The 18,108-nt window shown below is 33.9% G+C and carries 25 protein-coding genes and 1 tRNA gene; 1 reads left to right on the plus strand and 25 read right to left on the minus strand.

The features are described 5' to 3' along the window. Nucleotides 1-101 precede the first annotated feature (101 nt). From gpG to terS, 15 genes are all read right to left on the minus strand, one after another. Nucleotides 102-452 carry a phage tail assembly chaperone G gene (gene gpG / locus IGL37_RS08400; protein ID WP_002357039.1) on the minus strand — a complete coding sequence of 117 codons (351 nt, stop codon included), beginning with the start codon at nt 450-452 and terminating at the stop codon, nt 102-104. 52 nt (nt 453-504) lie between these two features. Continuing rightward, on the minus strand, nt 505-1,353 hold the full coding sequence (locus tag IGL37_RS08405) for a major tail protein (protein WP_002387287.1): 849 nt from the start codon (nt 1,351-1,353) through the stop codon (nt 505-507). Further along, entirely contained in the window at nt 1,354-1,728 is a 375-nt protein-coding gene (locus tag IGL37_RS08410) for a phage tail terminator family protein (RefSeq protein ID WP_002387286.1), read from the minus strand. Nucleotides 1,729-1,730: 2 nt separating this feature from the next. After that, on the minus strand, nt 1,731-2,129 hold the full coding sequence (locus IGL37_RS08415; protein WP_002357036.1) for an HK97 gp10 family phage protein: 399 nt from the start codon (nt 2,127-2,129) through the stop codon (nt 1,731-1,733). After that, entirely contained in the window at nt 2,122-2,490 is a 369-nt protein-coding gene (locus IGL37_RS08420) for a hypothetical protein (protein ID WP_002357034.1), read from the minus strand. Before IGL37_RS08420 ends, IGL37_RS08415 begins: the two co-directional genes overlap by 8 nt. Further along, complete coding sequence (locus IGL37_RS08425; protein ID WP_002357033.1) at nt 2,487-2,831, minus strand: hypothetical protein; 345 nt, start codon at nt 2,829-2,831, stop codon at nt 2,487-2,489. The genes IGL37_RS08420 and IGL37_RS08425 overlap by 4 nt, the downstream gene beginning before the upstream one ends. A 13-nt stretch (nt 2,832-2,844) precedes the next feature. Next, nucleotides 2,845-3,027 carry a hypothetical protein gene (locus tag IGL37_RS08430; RefSeq protein ID WP_002357032.1) on the minus strand — a complete coding sequence of 61 codons (183 nt, stop codon included), beginning with the start codon at nt 3,025-3,027 and terminating at the stop codon, nt 2,845-2,847. Between the two features lie 28 nt (nt 3,028-3,055). Further along, complete coding sequence (locus tag IGL37_RS08435; protein ID WP_002357030.1) at nt 3,056-3,943, minus strand: DUF5309 domain-containing protein; 888 nt, start codon at nt 3,941-3,943, stop codon at nt 3,056-3,058. A gap of 13 nt (nt 3,944-3,956) precedes the next feature. Further along, nucleotides 3,957-4,580 (minus strand): capsid assembly scaffolding protein Gp46 family protein, encoded by a 624-nt coding sequence (locus IGL37_RS08440; protein WP_002393977.1) that lies wholly within the window; start codon nt 4,578-4,580, stop codon nt 3,957-3,959. Between the two features lie 218 nt (nt 4,581-4,798). After that, complete coding sequence (locus IGL37_RS08445; protein ID WP_002380436.1) at nt 4,799-5,119, minus strand: hypothetical protein; 321 nt, start codon at nt 5,117-5,119, stop codon at nt 4,799-4,801. A 56-nt stretch (nt 5,120-5,175) separates the two neighbouring features. Then, on the minus strand, nt 5,176-5,406 hold the full coding sequence (locus tag IGL37_RS08450) for a hypothetical protein (protein ID WP_002380437.1): 231 nt from the start codon (nt 5,404-5,406) through the stop codon (nt 5,176-5,178). Further along, entirely contained in the window at nt 5,407-7,311 is a 1,905-nt protein-coding gene (locus IGL37_RS08455; protein WP_002393613.1) for a hypothetical protein, read from the minus strand. It abuts the gene before it with no gap. Next, the gene (locus IGL37_RS08460) at nt 7,286-8,773 is read right to left on the minus strand and encodes a phage portal protein (protein WP_002393614.1); all 1,488 of its coding nucleotides are present in this window, start codon (nt 8,771-8,773) and stop codon (nt 7,286-7,288) included. Before IGL37_RS08460 ends, IGL37_RS08455 begins: the two co-directional genes overlap by 26 nt. Before the next feature lie 11 nt (nt 8,774-8,784). Beyond that, nucleotides 8,785-10,074, minus strand: a complete 1,290-nt coding sequence (locus IGL37_RS08465) for a PBSX family phage terminase large subunit (protein ID WP_002393615.1) — start codon at nt 10,072-10,074, stop codon at nt 8,785-8,787. Continuing rightward, a complete protein-coding gene (terS, locus tag IGL37_RS08470) occupies nt 10,046-10,849 on the minus strand; it encodes a phage terminase small subunit (RefSeq protein WP_010816619.1) in 804 nt (267 codons plus the stop codon). The genes IGL37_RS08465 and terS overlap by 29 nt, the downstream gene beginning before the upstream one ends. Nucleotides 10,850-11,117: 268 nt before the next feature. Between terS and IGL37_RS08475 the strand changes: the two genes are divergently transcribed. Continuing rightward, nucleotides 11,118-12,035: a beta family protein gene (locus IGL37_RS08475; RefSeq protein ID WP_002370955.1), complete on the plus strand. Its 918-nt coding sequence runs from the start codon at nt 11,118-11,120 to the stop codon at nt 12,033-12,035. 37 nt (nt 12,036-12,072) lie between these two features. Here IGL37_RS08475 and IGL37_RS08480 read toward each other — a convergent pair whose 3' ends face one another. From IGL37_RS08480 to IGL37_RS08525, 10 genes are all read right to left on the minus strand, one after another. Then, on the minus strand, nt 12,073-12,651 hold the full coding sequence (locus IGL37_RS08480) for a sce7726 family protein (RefSeq protein WP_002370953.1): 579 nt from the start codon (nt 12,649-12,651) through the stop codon (nt 12,073-12,075). Nucleotides 12,652-12,794: 143 nt separating this feature from the next. Further along, nucleotides 12,795-13,028: a hypothetical protein gene (locus IGL37_RS08485; RefSeq protein ID WP_002410538.1), complete on the minus strand. Its 234-nt coding sequence runs from the start codon at nt 13,026-13,028 to the stop codon at nt 12,795-12,797. A gap of 538 nt (nt 13,029-13,566) precedes the next feature. Continuing rightward, nucleotides 13,567-13,638 (minus strand) — tRNA-Trp (locus tag IGL37_RS08490). A 385-nt stretch (nt 13,639-14,023) separates the two neighbouring features. After that, the gene (locus tag IGL37_RS08495) at nt 14,024-14,440 is read right to left on the minus strand and encodes an ArpU family phage packaging/lysis transcriptional regulator (RefSeq protein ID WP_002372045.1); all 417 of its coding nucleotides are present in this window, start codon (nt 14,438-14,440) and stop codon (nt 14,024-14,026) included. Between the two features lie 906 nt (nt 14,441-15,346). Further along, a complete protein-coding gene (locus IGL37_RS08500; protein ID WP_002402491.1) occupies nt 15,347-15,781 on the minus strand; it encodes a RusA family crossover junction endodeoxyribonuclease in 435 nt (144 codons plus the stop codon). An 8-nt stretch (nt 15,782-15,789) separates the two neighbouring features. Further along, a complete protein-coding gene (locus IGL37_RS08505; protein WP_002372047.1) occupies nt 15,790-16,089 on the minus strand; it encodes a MazG-like family protein in 300 nt (99 codons plus the stop codon). After that, on the minus strand, nt 16,090-16,392 hold the full coding sequence (locus tag IGL37_RS08510; RefSeq protein WP_002368214.1) for a hypothetical protein: 303 nt from the start codon (nt 16,390-16,392) through the stop codon (nt 16,090-16,092). Further along, nucleotides 16,389-17,261 carry a helix-turn-helix domain-containing protein gene (locus IGL37_RS08515; RefSeq protein WP_010715319.1) on the minus strand — a complete coding sequence of 291 codons (873 nt, stop codon included), beginning with the start codon at nt 17,259-17,261 and terminating at the stop codon, nt 16,389-16,391. Before IGL37_RS08515 ends, IGL37_RS08510 begins: the two co-directional genes overlap by 4 nt. Further along, nucleotides 17,261-17,461, minus strand: coding sequence for a hypothetical protein (locus tag IGL37_RS08520; protein ID WP_010816620.1), 201 nt, complete (start codon nt 17,459-17,461; stop codon nt 17,261-17,263). Before IGL37_RS08520 ends, IGL37_RS08515 begins: the two co-directional genes overlap by 1 nt. Nucleotides 17,462-17,465: 4 nt before the next feature. Continuing rightward, nucleotides 17,466-18,107, minus strand: coding sequence for a putative HNHc nuclease (locus tag IGL37_RS08525; protein ID WP_002402487.1), 642 nt, complete (start codon nt 18,105-18,107; stop codon nt 17,466-17,468). Nucleotide 18,108: the final 1 nt, after the last annotated feature.

Genomic DNA, 18,108 nt, shown 5'->3' on the forward strand with positions numbered 1-18,108 from the left:
GATCTCATTTAAAGTCCACCCATTCTCAAGAAGCGAACTTTTTAGTTCTGCTTCTCGATATTGTGGCGTGTACTTAAAATGAGGATGATATAAAAGTTCCGTTACTTTTTTTTCTGTTCAGAATAAATTGCATCATAACCAGAAGTAACAGAACCTAACAATTGAGCTGTAATTTTCAATAATTCACGAGCATCCATACCGTCAATATATTCTTGTCCAGTAAACTGTTTTTCAAAAATAACGTCAGCAATAAAGTCATAGCATTCTCTTAAAATAGGACGAATTGCTTCCATATCATTTGTTTTTGTTGCTTCTTCTAACCTGATTTGTAAATCCGTACCTGTATCCATGACTGAACCTGGTAAAAATTCTGCCGACGTGAATTGTTTTGTAGTATATTTGCTTCCATCTTTAATCATTAATTTAATTTTTTGTTGAAATTTACTTGCCATTTTAATTCCTCCATATAAAATAGGACGACAAGGTCGTCCTAAACTGTTATTTTTAATCTGCTGTTGTTACATTTAATGTACATTTTGCGGTAAAGTTACCATCTTCTGTTGTGACTACGATTTCCGTTGTCCCTTCTCCTACAGCAGTAACCTTCCCTTGAATTGGTGTTACAGTTCCAATAGCCTCACTTTCTGAACGGAACTGATATTTTTTATTTGAGGCGTTATCTGGTGTAATTGTCGGTGTTAAGGTTGCTGTTTGGCCAACTTTTAAATTTAACTCTGTTTGGTCTAAAGTTACACCAGTAACAGCAGTAGTATTTTCTTTACGTGGATCCATTACCTCAGTAAACCAGTTTTTAATCATCTCTAAGTCAACACCTTCATCGTCTTCATCCACGGAATACATATAACCCAACCCTGGAACATCAACGAAAGACCCCGTCCATTCTGGATGGGTATAAGATACTGAACTTCCTTCTAATGTAGATGTTTCATCAGATGTTAAAGCAAATTTTCCTTTATAGAAAATCGTATAGCGATATTTACCGTTCGATTTTCGGCGACGATAAGCAAATGCGCCATCTGATGCAATATCATCCGCAGACCGCAATACGCCACCCTTTAATTTTTTTCCCCCTGTAATTTCAGCTAAAACTTCATTTTGGTAGCCGTTTGTTTCTAAAGTAACTTCTGCACCACCAAATGCAACATACTGATCTTGAACTACACTATCGCCATAGTCAGGCGTTGTTTCTGTTGTAACATCTGGTTTGATACTTACAGCAGTACCGATTGTAATTGGCGCTCCGTAAACTGGAAAAGCGCCCGTTTCGTCTGTTAGTGGGAACCACGTTGGCTTCTCTACAGAAATGACACTTACATTTTTCTTTTTTGCCATCTATTTTTCACTCCATTCAATTAATTGAGGGAACGCAACATTAAAATTGATATGTTGAATTCCGTCTGTTTTAAACGTTTGATAATCTTCTGGAAACAATTCGTTTCCGTCCAAATTCAACACATTAAAAAAAGCCCCACAGCTTTCTGTTAGGCTTTTTACTAATTGTTTATCTTTCTTACTATCAACCAGTGCAATATCAACATTGTATGCTTTATTTTGAACGTTTTGACCTACATTATCAGTCATGCTTTCTTCTACGCTCAAAACGAAATAAAACGGTTCTGACGATTGCATCACATTATCAAGATAGATAGGTGCATCCGAGAACTGTTTTATTGTGTCAGTAAGCATTTTTAAAATTTTATCGTACATATCTATCCTTTCTTAACAATGATAATCGCCATTTGTTTAAATCGTTTCGGAATATATGTTGCATTAGCTAATTTATTAGATTTTTGCAACATAAATCTGCCTTTAACAAATCCGCCATTTTTTGTTCGGTGGCCATCGTTTACATATCTAAAGTATTTTTCATTATTAATCAATGCTCCCACGATACGACCACTAGACAACTTTCTAGCTTTAATGATTCGATAGCCTCGTCTTAAATCACCCGATTTAATTGGTGTCATAGGTACAATTAACTGATAAATTTTAGCTAACGAATCATTCACCATTGCAGCACCTTCTTTTTCAGCAATGGGTGTCATTTTCTTTAAATTTGCAATAACTTTATCAGCATTTGATTTCATTCTAAGATCGCTTTTACTCATCAATTGAACTTCCTGATAGCACTACTTCTATATGGCTTGGATAATAAAAAGGTTTTTTTGAAAATAACACATGTTTTTGACCTGTACCTTGAGTAATAGTTATTCTATCTCCTTTTTTAACTTTTATATTAGGTTCTAAAAAAAGTTTTTGTTCTTCATAAGAGATATTAAACGCTTCTTTGTTTTCTATTACAGGTAAGTTCCCCATACTTCCTTGAGAGAAAGCACAGGGTAACTTGCCAACATGAATTGGAAAATAAACTTGTTCAGTAATCCCACTTTCCGTATTTTCAATATCGCTCATTCTCTCAATAACACAGGTATCAAAATAAGTAGCTGCTAAAATTTCTGCTTCATTCAATAGAAAAACACCCCGCTATCACAGCCTAAAATACGTTTAATAGCACTGCTATAGTTCTTCATGAGTGATTGTATGTCTTTTGATTCAACTACATAACTAATTGATGTATCACCACGTTTTACACTAGCTACAGACTTATCTATTTCGTTTTTTAAAGCTTTGTAGATAACCTCAATTATAAGTTGTTCAAACTCGTCCCAAGCAATATCAATTTTGCAAGTATTGTAAGAATTGATTTCAAAGATAACAAGGTTTAAAACAGACAAAATCCTATCTTCAGAAGCGTTAGGTAGCATCAATTGAATTTTCTCAACGATTTCTTCTTTTTTTTCATCAACCATAAAGCATCATTACCTAAACTTTAAAAGTATCTGCAGCACGTTCTAATATCTCAATAGCTTCTTTGTCATCTTCTGAAACTACAAATTCATTATTTTCGTTTGCTGTGATAAATTTTTTTGTTTTAGGATGCATAAAGCCCACAAAGTTTTTCTTGTCAAGCACACGATAGGTTACTTCTTTTTTTGCTGTTGCCATTTTTAATTTCCTCCTTCGTTATTATATTTTAGGCTTTCAAGTTCAAGATTGCTCCAGAATTAGAAGCTTTGTATTCAATTGAATACTCACCAACTAATCCAATCCGTCTTGAATCTGTTGTTTTTGCTAATTCTTCCGCACGCCATTCACGTAGTGGACGTAATTTTACATAATTAGTATCAATAGCTGCGATTGTTCCATTAGGTAAATTAGGTTCAATTAACGCAATTCCTGAGCCGTAATTTGAGACAATATTTCCAAGTTGCAATCCAAAAGTAAGTTTATCGCCAAATTGCACAATTTTTGTTGATTTTTCATCCAACTGATCAGTCATTAATTCTTGCATATCAGGTGCTACTAAACATAATTTTTCGCCCATGTATCCTTTTTGGAACATTGTTTTAAATAAGGCATCAATATCTTTTCTTGTTACTGCCCCCGCAGCTGCTGTTTCGACTTTATTCGTTGAGCTAATCAAATTTAAAATTCCGTTCATCTGACGACCTTTAGAACCAGATTCATCAGCCTTTACACCAACAATCAATTTACGATTTAAGTCAATTTTCATTTCTGTAGCACGAAGAGCTACTTGGCTATTCAATTCATTTCCTACACCATCTACATTAATAGCATCTAATGTGCCAGATACAGAAGTTGATTTTCTGAAAATTTCAGTATAGTTGTTAAACCATGTACGATCAGATTCCGCATCTGCGTATTCTCCGCCTTCTAATTGAGCAGATGAATCATCATTATTCATGCCGTATTCTCGCCATTTAATCTCAGTTGACTTGGCAGCTTCAACTTTGCCTGCGCCTAACAAATAGCTTAAAAATGGTGTATTTGGAACTTGTAATGCATTAACTTCCTGTGAAATATCTAAATACTCAAGATTATTTAATGAACTTTTTTTCATTTGTAGTTTCCTCCTAATCGATAAATGCTTGTAATTTTTGTCCTAATGCTGCCTCTGGATTTTCAAACGATTTTGTTTGATTACCAGTTACCATGTTGGTTTGTTGCGATTTATTACCAAAAGCTTTAGTCATTTCTACATTTTTAATAGCTTCTGCATGCTTATCATTTATTGCTTCTAAAAGCTCTGTAAAGCCTTCTACAGCCTTCTTAGTAAATTCAGTATCTGAACTAACAAGATTATTTAACATAAATTGAGAAATAGAATCTTTCAAATCCCCGTCCCAATCTAAGCCAGCAATTTTTTCTGCAACAAAAGCCTTATTATCACTAGTCACACGTAATGCCTTTTCAGCTTCAAATTCAGCCTGTAATTCTTCTAATTTAATTTGTTCAGGAGTTTTATTTTTCTTAGATTCTTCATACTCCTTGATTGTTGTTTCCTTGATTTTTTCAAGATTATTTTGTTTCCAAGCTTCTAATTGTTTATCTGCAGCTGATTGTGACTGTGATTGTACAAATTTTTGTGCTTCCTCATTTGATTCTACAAATGCCTTAAAATCATCGAAAGTGAAGTTTGTACCACCGTCTTCTTCAGCAAACATTTGTAAATTCATTGGTAATAGGTTTGGTTTCATTTTGTTTCTCCTTTCGCTCCACGATTCGACTAATCGCCCCGCATTGCTTTAGATTTATTTATTGCGCCCCACCATTCAATTAAGCCCAGCATTGCGCTAGTTTAACGTCATTTCGGACAAAATAAAAAGCCTAACTTTCGTCAGACTTTAATTGCTTTTCTTCTCTTAGTAAATGCTCTTCATAATCTGCATCTAAGTAATCATAGGGATCCATCTAATCACTTCCAATTCTTATGGACCAGTTCAGCACCTAACATTTGATAATCAGTGACAGCATCTTTTACGTTTTGCAGAGTCCTAGACACAATCGAAATAGTTAATTTACTTTTTTTACCTGGTAACGAATACAAAATATCAACGTGACAATAATTACCACCCCAAACTGATTTAAGCTCATCTTTGACGATATTACCGTTGCCATCTCTCAAAGTGTGTTTGGTTAAGTATCGTTCGTTTTCTTGTTCAAAAGCTTTTTTATAGGCTTTTTCTGTACCATTGGTAACTTCTAGATTTAATACTGCTTCGAATAATCCTTTCATGATCTCACCTCCAATTTAGGGTATAAAAATAGCACTCAAAGTTATCCTTTAAGTGCTTAGTAAAGTCTGCTATGGTAATCTGACGGGACGTGGACCGATTTATTTTCTTTAATATGCTCATCAATGAATTTCGCTAATTTTTTTGCACCTAGAATAGAAAAATCGAAGTCATCACTCTTTGTTACATCGATATATTCATATATTGGAAACTCATCATGGAAATGTTGTTCATACTTTTTAACTGCATCATCAATAATAGACCATGCGCCATCTTCGCAACTAAACACTTATTTCACCGCCTTTAAAATATCATCTACTAATTTTTCCCATTGGCTTACTGCTGTCGGAAAAATCTCTTTCATTAATTCTCTTGACTTATCGTTAGCAACCACTTCTGTCATATGTGCAAAAAATTCCGTTTCTGTGCTACCTGTTGTTTGCCAATAGCGCTTGCCGTGACCAAAACCTAACGGATAGTCTCCTAGAGAACCTATAGATTCAATCATATCTGAAATAGCGGATACTGAGTTAGGATTTTCCCTAACTATTTTTGATAATCGTTCTCTAGTTTTTTGTAAGTTCTCTGTATTTTTTTTATAAATTTCCGCCCTTAAGTCATCATAAGCCTTTTTCTTATCCGCATTTCTAGGTCTATTACCTAAATCATTATAGGATGGCAAATCTCCGTTTACATATTTCCAAAAATCGCGTTCTAGCGCTTCTTTAATGTTATACTCAGAAAGTGACGATGCGTGTGTTATATGCACTTCTATAAAAGTGGTTCGTCTTCCTAGCTTTCTTTTTATCAGTTTTCCTGTCGGCATCGTATTTTTTCCTGTTAATACTTCAAGCCCAAGATGATCCAAAGCATGTCCTATCTCATGATAAACTGTTTGATAAGGATTAACACCCCTATCCCCATCAAATGATTTTTGACTAAGTTGAATTGATTTTCCTTGTGCAAATGCTCTTACTTCTTTGATGTCTTTAAACTCCAACTTATGCCCTATCACATTTATTAAGTTTAGCACCCTTTGGTCAGTTATCCCATCTAAATGATCTAAAAAATTAGAATAATTTTCTTTTCCTAAAGCTTCTTGCATGTTTGTTTTGTCTAATACGGATTTTAAATCGAGTTTAGTTGCACTAACTTTTGGATGATTTAATTTAATACCCCACTGCTTACTTGCGAATTCATCCAATAAATCACCAAACATCTCTTCATACAATTTATCTATGTCATCGCTAATTTCAGGAACAATTGGTATTTCAGTACAACGGCAACGTCCATGATACGGTGGATGCCAATCATCTTTAATCTCTTTTCCATGACGTCCACCACAAATAGAACAAACACGCTCATCTTCTGCCGACCAGCTTTGTGTTTGCTTAACACCTATATCCTTTAGCGATTTTCTTACACCTTCTACCGCAAAATGTGAATATTCCGTTCTAACAAGATTTTCAATCGAACGATTAAACTTTCCTTGTTCCAACTTAAACATACCGCTAATAACACCATCGTTTTTCATCGTTCTAAGAGCTTCCACAACTCCTTCACCACTTGCCAATGAATTAATAATGGAATTGCTCAAACGTTGCTCTAAGGTTGATATATTGCCCCATAAACGAGATGAAAATGTTTTTCCGCTCCACGGATAGTTCATGATGTTTTCTAGTTCATTCTTAGTTAAACCAGGTGCTGAACCGCCTAATAATTGTATCAACGCATTAGAATTAGAATTGTAGATTCGTTTTGTGATATTCTCTAAGTCGTTATTAAATTTACCGTTAACATCACTAGTTATTGCTTCACCTGCAAGGGTAGAAAAAATGTCTGCTCGTAATTGTAACAAGCGATTAACTTTCGCATAGTCAAAGGATGGAAAATATTCATCAATGAATTGTTTATAAGCTTCATCTGATTCCATCAACTTTTCATAGTTTTTTTCGATATACTTGCGGTACTTCTCTTGATCTTGTTTGCTAAAGTCTTCTAGCATTTCACTTTGAGTGATATCGTGTAAATCTGCTTGTGACAACAGCTGTCTTTGAATTTTAACTAAAGCACGTTCGAAAACAGATTCTAGCTCATTAAGAGTTTTCTTTTCCAGTTTCAAACGTGCTTTATCTTCTAATTCACGACGTTTTTCCCAATAACGTTCACTAGCCGTTGTTTTCTTCTTCGTCATTACCTGCACCACCTAGTTCATCATATTCACCGCTAGGATAATCTTGACCTTGTTCTAAATTCATCAAGTCCATTTCATAATCTGGGTCTTTAACAAATGGAATCTGATTAATAATTGTTCGTTTGGATACAAACGGTGAAAGTTTAGGCAATGCATCAGCAAGATAACCGATGTCTGTTGGCAAGCTACGACTGAATGTGAATACAATTTTTGACACATCAACATCTAATTTATCCCTAAATTTAATAAAGGCAGACATCGTCTCAGCTGCTTCTTTCAATCCTTCTTTAAAATACTGTTCTTTAGTATTTGTTTTAGCTTCTAGTGCAATAATTTGCCATTTGCGAGCTTCGCCAGAGCTATTAGACTTAAATACTTCATCATTGAAATCGATTGACTTAGTTACCGTGTAATAAAGCTTTTTCAGCTTATCAAGATGATACTCGTTGAAATCTTTATTAATGTCTTTCGTTACATACCCAACCTTAGCTTGTGGATCTGGCAAATTAATAATACCTAATTGTTCCATCATTCTTTGTGCTTCTTTTTCATCTAATCGTGAGCCACTAATGGCCATATAAGCAAGTTTAAACTGTTCAACTTCGTTTTGTTGGTCTGATAAGCTTCTATCAAATGCATCAGAAAGTTCTTCCGCCACTTCAAAATCGCAATAACGATTCGTGTTATTTTTAAATTCTGATAAGTAAAACGTTTCTAGCGGGTTTTCTACTTCCTCAATCAATTTAAATGTTCCAGATGCACTGACTAAATTAGATTCAACATATCTGCTATATATACATATTCTTTTTTTAGTAATGACTTTCATTTCTTCGAAAAATTTTTTTTGATGTGTATCGTATTTTTCACGAATAAAGATATCTGCATTTTCGTATTTTTCAGCTTTCCATGGTTCGATATTGCTCGCCCATAATTGCCAACCTTCCACGGTTTCAACAGGTTCTAACAAACGAAAAGCAACACCACAAGCTCCTTGAAACCGAGCTGTATCAGAATCAAGCATGGCAAACCGCATATCGTTTACTAACTCTGCTAATTTGTCGAATTCTTCAGGAGTTTTTGTCTCATTTCTGACATTCCCTGAAAACAAGTCTTTTACCTTTGAACCCATTTTTTGCAATATAGATTTGCGTTGTTCGGTAATATCATAATCCCACTTAATTGGAATGCCTGTGAAATGGTCAGCTGCTTGGTCGACAATAGTATTGTATAAACCAGCATGAAGTTTATTATTCACTTTTATAATCTCTGTGTTTGGTTTAGGTCTTCTATCGATCTCATTTTGTTCGCTTGTATAGGCTTTGTACTTACGCTCTCTATCATCAAAAAATGGCTTCATTTCAGTAATAAAATCATTAGGATCGAAAACTTCTTCATTAATTTGTGTAGAATATTTTGTTCGCACTCTTTTATACCGCTTCAAACTTAAATTGTTTTGAAACATTTTCCCACCTCCTAATATTGGATAAATCTCACATTATTTTTATCCATATCTTCACTGAAAGCATATCTTGTTGCATCAATTGTATGGTTGTCTTTATCTTCTAACCTAGGTTTAGGATTACCGTCTTTATCAGTTTGATAATCAATATTCTCAAATTCTTTAGCAATGTTAGGAGTTCTTAATGGATCAATACAAATAAAATCCAAATCGCCTAACCATTCTTCGCCATACTCAACAGAATCAGGACCTTTTTTTACTCCGAAAACTCGTGGCATACCATGTTCACTGTTTAGCTCTGCTATTGATTTAGGCTCTGCTGAATCAGCTGCAATTCTATCTGATATATATCCTTTAGACTTAGCTTTATTAGCAAATTCCCTATTACTAATTTTCACACCATAAATTTCATCAATAGCATAGATGCCATTTTTCTTTTTGTCATAATGCCATCTAACAAATGCTAATGGATCAGTAGCATAACCAAAGTCAAGACCATTTCTGATATTGTCAAAGTTAGCAGCCATTTCATCAGTAATACATCCTTTTATTACTCGTAGATTATCAAAAGGAACAACTCCTGAACCAATAGCTTTGCCGTCATACTCCCACTCAGCACGTTTCGGATTCTTAGCCCTCGTAGCATTAACTTCTTCAATAAATGCTTGAGCTATGAATGGATTATCCTTATATGTTGAATGATGAACGAAAGTATTCTCAGGTTGAAAGCTAGATTCATATTTCTTATTAACCCATGATTGTCGTCGCTTAGGAGGATTGTACGAATAAAAGAATTTATAAAAAAGACCATCTGCTAATTCACCACGTAGCAATGAGTTAGTTATGGTTTTTACATCATCTTCTGTTTTAAACTCGGCTAATTCCTCAATCCAAGCTATAGCAAATGGAAATCTTGAATCCTTTAATGACTTAATTCTTTCTGGATTCTGTGCGCCACGAAAAACAATATAATTCCCCCTAGGCTTATAGGTGATTTTCATAGGACTTTTATTTACTTTAAAATACTTAGACACACCTTGTTCTTCAATTGCCCACTTAATCTGTTCAAAAATAGATAGCTCAATCGTATTATCAACGTATCTAATGGCCACAGCATTTACAGGATATCTCATAATCAATTGAACGATTATGTGCGCTATGCCAGATGATTTACCTGACCCACGGCCACCTTTTTCAACAACATGTAATATATTTGAGTTTAATGCTACCTTCCAAGTAGTATGAAATGCTTTAGGAAGAAATTCAGATAGTTTTTTACTCATATCCATCACCTGATATATCATCAATAAAAACTGGCATATCCATGTCTCCACTTGTAGCACCTAAACTAGCTTTAGCTTTTTCAGTTTGAACTTTCGACAATTGTAATTTGGCATCATTTGCTAGCAAGGCATTCTGTTGCTTAACAGCCTTTGTTAACTGATTGCTAATTCTAGTCAACGCATCTTCAATAGCTAAGATGTCATCTAACTTTCTAAATGTTTTACGAGTTACTTGAACGTCTTGCATAACTTCACGTTTTATTTCTAGTTTTCTACCGTCTTTTTCAATCGGTGTTTTAATTTTCCTTAGCTGTTGTAACCGTTCAACTTCTTCATCATTTAGTCCTTTTTCAGCTTCTTTGATACGTTTCATCATTCTAAACTGCCGTACCTTTAATAAGCGAATCTCATCATTCAAAATAAAAAAAGGATCATCATTCAGATTAGAATAGATGTCCTTTTCTTCATCAGATAACATATCGGCAAATATTATTTCGTATTCGCCAGTTTTAATAGCGTTCTTATTACCAAGTGGTGGCGAGGCTCGGCTATTACCTTTGTTGCCTACTGCGTTCTGATTACCAAAAGGAGCGCCTCCTCGATTAGTAACGTTACCTTTTGCATTGGTAACATTACCTTTCAATTCAGCACTCCATTTATCAATCGATTTCCATTTTCTAATTTGAGAATCTGAAACATTTAACTCAGAAGCAATTTCCTTTAATTGCTTATCTCCGTTGGATTCTAGCCAAATCTTTTTAGCTTTGTCACGTCTTGGATCACGTTTCCTTGCCATTCAATACACACCACCTCGCATTCTTTTTAAGTTAAGTTTTGTTTTTCAAATTTAATGAAGTCATTTTTTACAACCTTGCTACCCTCTATCTAAAAACATATAAACATTAAACCTTTTATTATCCAATAATATTGTTATTTTCGACTAAAATAACAAGAAATAATATATTCCTCATCTATTCAATTACATAAATTTTATACCTGCAATCAATTGCCTTATATTACAAAAAATTATATAATTAAATTATCAAATTTGAAAGGATGATTTTATGTATTATTCAACTATTCGCTCGAAAGAAGGAGAGCTTCGCGCTTTAGAAAAGCTTTATGAAACCGGAAACAATCTAGATAACTTTATTCCAAATATAATTGTTTCAGATGGATCAGAAGAAATATTGAATTTAATAAATCGAAAATTCCCATTATTTTCTTTGTTAGATATCCGAGAATTAGATGCAGACAATATTGAAGCTTTAGAAGAATTACTAAAAAAACAAGAATATTCCAATCATGCAATCGTTTATCCAATTGATATTCTTCTTGAACCCATGGATAATGAAATCATTTGTGAATATGTTCGGATTCCAAAAAACAGTATAAACAGGTTTCTCTTGCAATGGTTAGTATCGAATAAAAACTTATTACCAAAAAACATTTTTATCGATTTTGAAGATATAGATGATAAAATTTCATCTCAATTAATAGAAATTGTTATTGATTTAATTGACAGTTTACCTGAAATTGATTTCATAATTCTAAGTGGTGCCGTTCCAAGCACAATACCTGTTAAATCAACAGAAAACTATCGTCTAGAAAGGTATGAAAAAGAACTATTCAATCATATAAACGATTCAACTATGTCTAATAGTTATTATGGAGATTACACTACAATTAGTCCTATTCCAATTTCAACAGATGGACCAATAATTCCCATAGTTCAGCTTAAATACACACTTGAGAATTATTATTGGTTTGTTCGCAATGGTCAACGCCGAGGAAATTACGATTTCGTATCTGTTTGTAAAGAAATTGCCCACAACGTGCCTTCTTTTAATCCAGAATATTGTTGGGGAGATGAATATATTCAGTCTGTTATTGATGCAGATGTCAATAAAGGAAATCCTTCTGTTTGGGTTTCAGTGTGTGTTAATAGGCACATTCAAATGTGCATTGATGAATTTAGTTAAAATAAACAACCAGATAGTTTCTATCTGGTTGTTTATTTTAAAAAGCTTCTTTTTTTAAATTTTCTCTTATACGTTTTTTCAGATTATTTTTTGCTGTCATTGATATTGTAGAATCTATTTTTTCGACCAAATCTTGTTTAAACATTTTTTGTATTTCTGTTTTACTATATTCTTTGGTAAATACCGACAATTGTTTCGCTAAAAATTTTATTTGGTTTGAGGAAAGCAATGACATAAAATTACTAAAAGAAATATTAGGATTTAATCTTGCTTTCCTAATAAATCGAATTTTCAAAGCATTTAACTCTTCACCACTGACCAATATAATTCCCCAATATTTTGGGACAATATAAGCAACAGATTCTACATACTTTTCACCTACAACCACATAATTTCTTTCAAAATTTAAGTCGTACTCAGTTATTTGTGAACTTAGCCTTTTCAATGAATCAAAATCACTTTTTATCTCATAGGCAGTAACATGACCATTTATTGCAACTAAATCAGCTCTTGCCTTTCCTGACGGAACCGTTACTTCTTCATATACTTGGCAATTCTTGTACGACTGTAATCTTTCGATAATGACTCTTCGAATATCTTTATCATCTAATCGCACTTTATCACCTCCAAACATTTATTAATTTTACCCATATACTAAAAAAAAATCAACATATATTTAACAACCTAACTGTTTCACAATGATCAAGAATGAAATATTCCTTTAACTTCAGAACTGATGTATCTTTTCAATATTCATATCTAGTTCCTCATATTTCGCTTAATATTATCTTGAATGTTCTTCTCATCAAAATAGCCATGCCCACAATAAACTAGCTTACAATCATCAATTTCCTTTGGTGTGGCTTCTCTCGTCATTTCGACAATAGATGCATTCTTTTTTATCTGCACAGACATTACAACACGCATTGAACCAGTTGAGCGGTTCGGCTGTGGATATTTATGTGTTAACGGTACATACCAATAACTTTTCATGTTCTCTCTCCTAATTGTTTTTATGTATATTTGTTTATTGTAAGACAAACGCTTCAATTCCTGTTATACTCACTGCAAGACAGCAACTCCTTTTTGCTTCATGTAACACTTCCAGTTATTTCAAAACATAATCTGCTGTCTGGCCACTAGATATTTTATCTGGTGGTTTTTCATGCGAAAACAATCCAAATATCCGACAAAACTTGACAGCTGTGTTACACTTGTTTTAGGTAGCACTCTTTCATAATAGCTAAAGTTCATAAACTACAAGTGACACGAGATTTTCACTAACGCTACCTAGCCACTAGATCCCATTTCTAGTGGCTTTTTTTGCACAAAAAAAGACCACTCATTTTTATTGAGTAGTCTAAAGATTTATATTAGACTGCCTAGCCAATCTAACACTTATTTAACAATACTAGGTTGCTAGCCATTTTATCCTGTTTCGCAGGCTGGCTGTTCTGAAAGGAGGTGAACCGACCGTTAAAGTAAGAAACATTTATTGACGATTCTTTTATTTAAGTAGCTATGCTACCTACTGGAACAATAGGACTCGAACCTATACCGACGGTTTTGGAGACCGCTGCTCTACCAGTTAAGCTATATCCCATTAACACTCACAAACCTGTAGAAAAAAGAGAGAGGAATTACACCCCATTTCTTTTAGTTTGAGAACGTCTGATTTGTGAGTGATCATTGCAACTTAAACTTACATAGCGCTATCTTGACAAGTGCTTTCAGCGTACGTCTACGTGTAAGCTTAATACCAAGTTTATTGCAATATTTGCTACCTAGACTAAACGAGACAGAAAGAACTGGACTTTCCACATCCTTATTCTTTATTTTTTTTGTAGGTAGCCTCCAAAGATAAGCGAAACGGAGCTAAGATAGGTAATGCATGCCTTACCTCGTTTCCTTATCTTTCGACACTACCATAGTAACATCTAAATATTGATAAAAACCGCCAACTTTCCGCCAAAAAACCGCCAAAAATTTTATTTATATGCAATTATTTTTCCATTTCGATACGCTTCGGCAAATTCAATTAAAGCCTCTGATTTCATTCGTTGAATACTTCTTTCGGAATATCCAACTTCCCTAGCTATCTTGTAATTAGAGTAATGATCCTGCACACAGAAACTATAATGCAAAATTTGTCTGCTAGTTAGGCTCAATGCCATAAGCGCAGATAAAATTGCGTCTCTTTCTGCTTCTGCATCTGCTAATTGTACTAGCGCATCTTCTGCTTTATTCCCGTGACTTTGGCTTTTAGGCATATCTGTAATAATTGGTGATTTTAAATCTATCAAAGAGCGACCAGCTATTCGCTCTAAACGTCTAAAGTTCTTCAACACATTTCTGGCATTCGCTTTTGTTTGTCGAAAATCTACTTCTCTTAGCAATTTAATCAAGTGAAATCGCTCCTTTTGTGGTATAATAATTTATAATAAACATATCATCATTTAAGAGTTGCTTAGCGGAAACTAAGTAGCTTTTTTTATTTATCCAAATATATATAAGTAATGCTTATCCTTTGCTCATCAGCGACTCTATATGATATAAATTATACTAAGAATACTATTCCAATAGCTATTCACTTCTCAGCCAGTCGGCGGAAACCGACTGGCTATTTATTTATCAAAATATTCATCACTCATACATGTTTGTAGTCAACAAATTATTGGTTGACTATAAAGAAAACAATCATAATTCTACAGTATTTTACAATCTTCCATTCGTCATCTTTCACATCATCTTTATTCATTTGATATTTTCCATCTAATAAATATTTTTGGCATAGAAAGTATTTTCAAATCTATTTTTCAATGGTATAATCACTTTAACTTTCTTGGGGATTTTATTTATGAAATAAATTTCCTCCTTTTCTACATTAACTTCTGGTAAACAGTTAATAGTAGTACACGTCTCTACAAGAGATTTATTGTCGATTTTTAATCGGCTATTTAATAGCACTTTATTTGGGGAAAGTGCTAACTCACACCTAAAGAACAACTGGCGGAAAACAGTTGTTTCTACCACATAAGTCAGCTAGTGGTCAGCTGGCTTTTTTTGTTGCCTTAAATTTCATAGTAATGTATTATTAATTGTCTCTATCTGAGATGAAAATGTATCTATAACTAGCTAGCGGAAACTAATTAGTTTTTTTATACTATTTTTGTTGGTTTTAAAACTACTTAGCCTTTTTATATAAATGTGAACGTCGAATAATTGAATATTAAATTCTTTAAATTTAATCATCTTCTTTACTCGCTTTCTAACCGAATAATTCTCTTTGATCTGTTTACCCGTTTTACCCACTACACTTGTTCCTCCAAACTTGTAATTTCTAGTTCTGTTCGTGGTCGCATACTGTACAACTTTTGGCAAACCATCACAGCAATTTGACCATCGTTTTTATATAAAATACCTTCGGCAGCATCAGTGACTGCTTTGAAATAGTTGTCCAAGTCAGGTTTCTTATCGCAATATTTTCGCTCTAATTCCACTTCTAAGCGTTTCTGTTTATTACTTAAGGCAGATTTAGGCGGATGGATGTAAAACGTCACATGTGCGGAAATTGGCCCTTTTTCAATCAACTTTGCTCTTGATTTACGAAAATAATTCTTTACTTGATTTTTGTATTCTTTCATCGCTCGATCTTCGTAAGTTTGAACATAATTTCCACGCCTTGCAAATCTCGGGCGACTTTGTGGCTTGGGCTCAATCGGTAGAATAATTCGCATCTCTTCCACCTCGAACCTTACAAATCGGCTTCTTTGACGAATACTCCGTTTACCATTTTTCCTTGGCGGTTTTTAATTTCGCTATATGCTTGATTTAAGCATTCGTATAAATCCATGTTATTTTGCATAGCGAGAATAATTAACGTCACAACCATATCCCCGATACCATCTCTTAAGTCGTTTTCGTTGTTTCTTGCCAATGCAGCGCCAACTTCTCCGACTTCCTCAATCACTTTTAGCATTTGCTTTTCAGGTTCCGCTTTATCTAAACGCTTTTCTTTCGCCCATTCTTCCACTAATTTAACTAATTCATTCATCTAAAATTCCTCCCCGAAATCTAATTCACGTTTTAGCTTGCTGTGAATCGATTCTAGCTCTTTTTTGTATTCTTTGACTGTTTGTATTGTTTTACCACTAGAAAGCACATAATCGCGTTCTATTGCGACGAGAGCCTTACTTAAATTGCCATAATAACCAATCAAAGCGAGTGATTCTTTTTGTGTACCGTCTTTATCAGTCAAAATGGTTAACTCTCCGTGTTCGTTTCGTCTCGCTTTATTTACGATTACTTGCTTATCATCACTAGTAATTCGATAATCAAGTACTCTCATTTCAATCATGACTTGCCCTCCAAAAATTCTTTTATTTGCCTATCAAGTTCAGCTTGCTTTTCTGGTGATAGTTTTTCCTCTTCTTGTTTTGGTTCATTTACCCAATCTGGTAATTGCTCTTGTCTAACTGGAGGATTCGTATATCTTGCTTGCGTTGTCGTTTCAGACAAGTCGTATTCATCGTTAAAACGTTCATCACGTATCCAGCGGAACAATTCTTGTGGATGATACCAGTCGTTTAATTTGATATACTTAAGATAAGCTTTGTATCCTGTTTTAAACCGTTCGAAGTCTTCATCTGACTTAATTTTCTTTAAGAATTGCTCTTTGGCTTTTTTCTTATTGGTTTTCTTCGGATATGTTTTCCAAACTTTTTCAAATAATTCAGACATGGTTGAACTTTGTTCAACACTATATATATTCTTTGTATTATTCTTTGTATTATTCTTTGTATTATTATTTAATGTATTATTCTCTGTGAAGTTTTCTTCACTAGGGGTAGTGAAATTTTCTTCATTCCCCTCCTGATGATTTTTTCCATAGGTGATGAAATTTTCTTCACTAGGGGTGTAAAATTCTGTATCAGTTGGATACGGTAAGATATAGATATGTCTCCGATCTACCATTTTGCTGTTTGGCTTATAAAAAATTTGTATTTTTATATAGTTTCTTTCTTCTAACTGTTTCAGCCATGAAATAATTGTTCGCTTGCTAACGTTATACAGATTTGCAAAATATTGATTCGTTGCCCAACAATAGCCTTTTTCATTTGCTAATGCCGTTAGCTCTCCATACAATAATTTTGCATTCCCATTTAAGTGGTTATCATAGCGAACAATCGCTGGGATAATGGCGTAATATCCTCTATGTTCATTCACTAGTTATCCTCCTCATTAACAACGACCGTATAAACATATTTATGCTTAATTTCTCCGTTAACGACTTTTTTTATTGTTTGTGTTTCAATAGCTATTCCTTTACCATTTCTTGAACCGATATAGACAAATGCTAATAGTTCAAAAAATAGTTTTTGACTCGATGTTAATTGCCTGTATTCTACAAGTAATTCCTTTACCAAACTGTTAACCTCCAATGTTCAACTTCTTACGTTCTTCAACGTTTAGTTTTACTGGTTTAATTTGATATTTGTTTAAAAAGTTCTTAGTTCCTATCTGATGTTCTTCTTGATGATGTTGACGGCAACCAGCGTAAAAAGTAAATGTTTCGTGATTAATCTTTTGACGATTTCGCCCCATACCGACTACCTCGATATGACAAACATCGGCATGTTTTCCACAAATACAACACTTACGATATTTTAGGCAGTAATAAAACCATTTGTTATTTTCTAGCAAGTATTGGTATCTCTTTTCTAGTGGTACATCGTTTTTCAAAATAAATTCGATTAAAAAACTAATCCATTCTGTTGCCTCATGTCGTGTAGCCTTACTGTGTTCAAAATACACACCGTTTTTAGCTTCGTAATAATACTTTAGAACTTCCTCTATCCATTTGGGTTCGTCATAACTCCAACGAGCTATATCAGCTATTAAAACGTGAGAAAGTGCATTCTGTTTTTGAGACATTTGTCGATTATCTAATAGTTCAACTTTTACTAAATTGTCATCGTTGTTAGCTAGGAGTTTGAGGAAATTCGAGTTGATCTCATCCTCAAACTCAATCGCCAATTTATTTCCTTTGTGTTTTATGATTTTTCCAATCATT

Origin of the sequence: Enterococcus sp. AZ119, from assembly GCF_050546175.1 — a bacterium.
Classification (GTDB): Bacteria; Bacillota; Bacilli; order Lactobacillales; family Enterococcaceae; genus Enterococcus; species Enterococcus faecalis.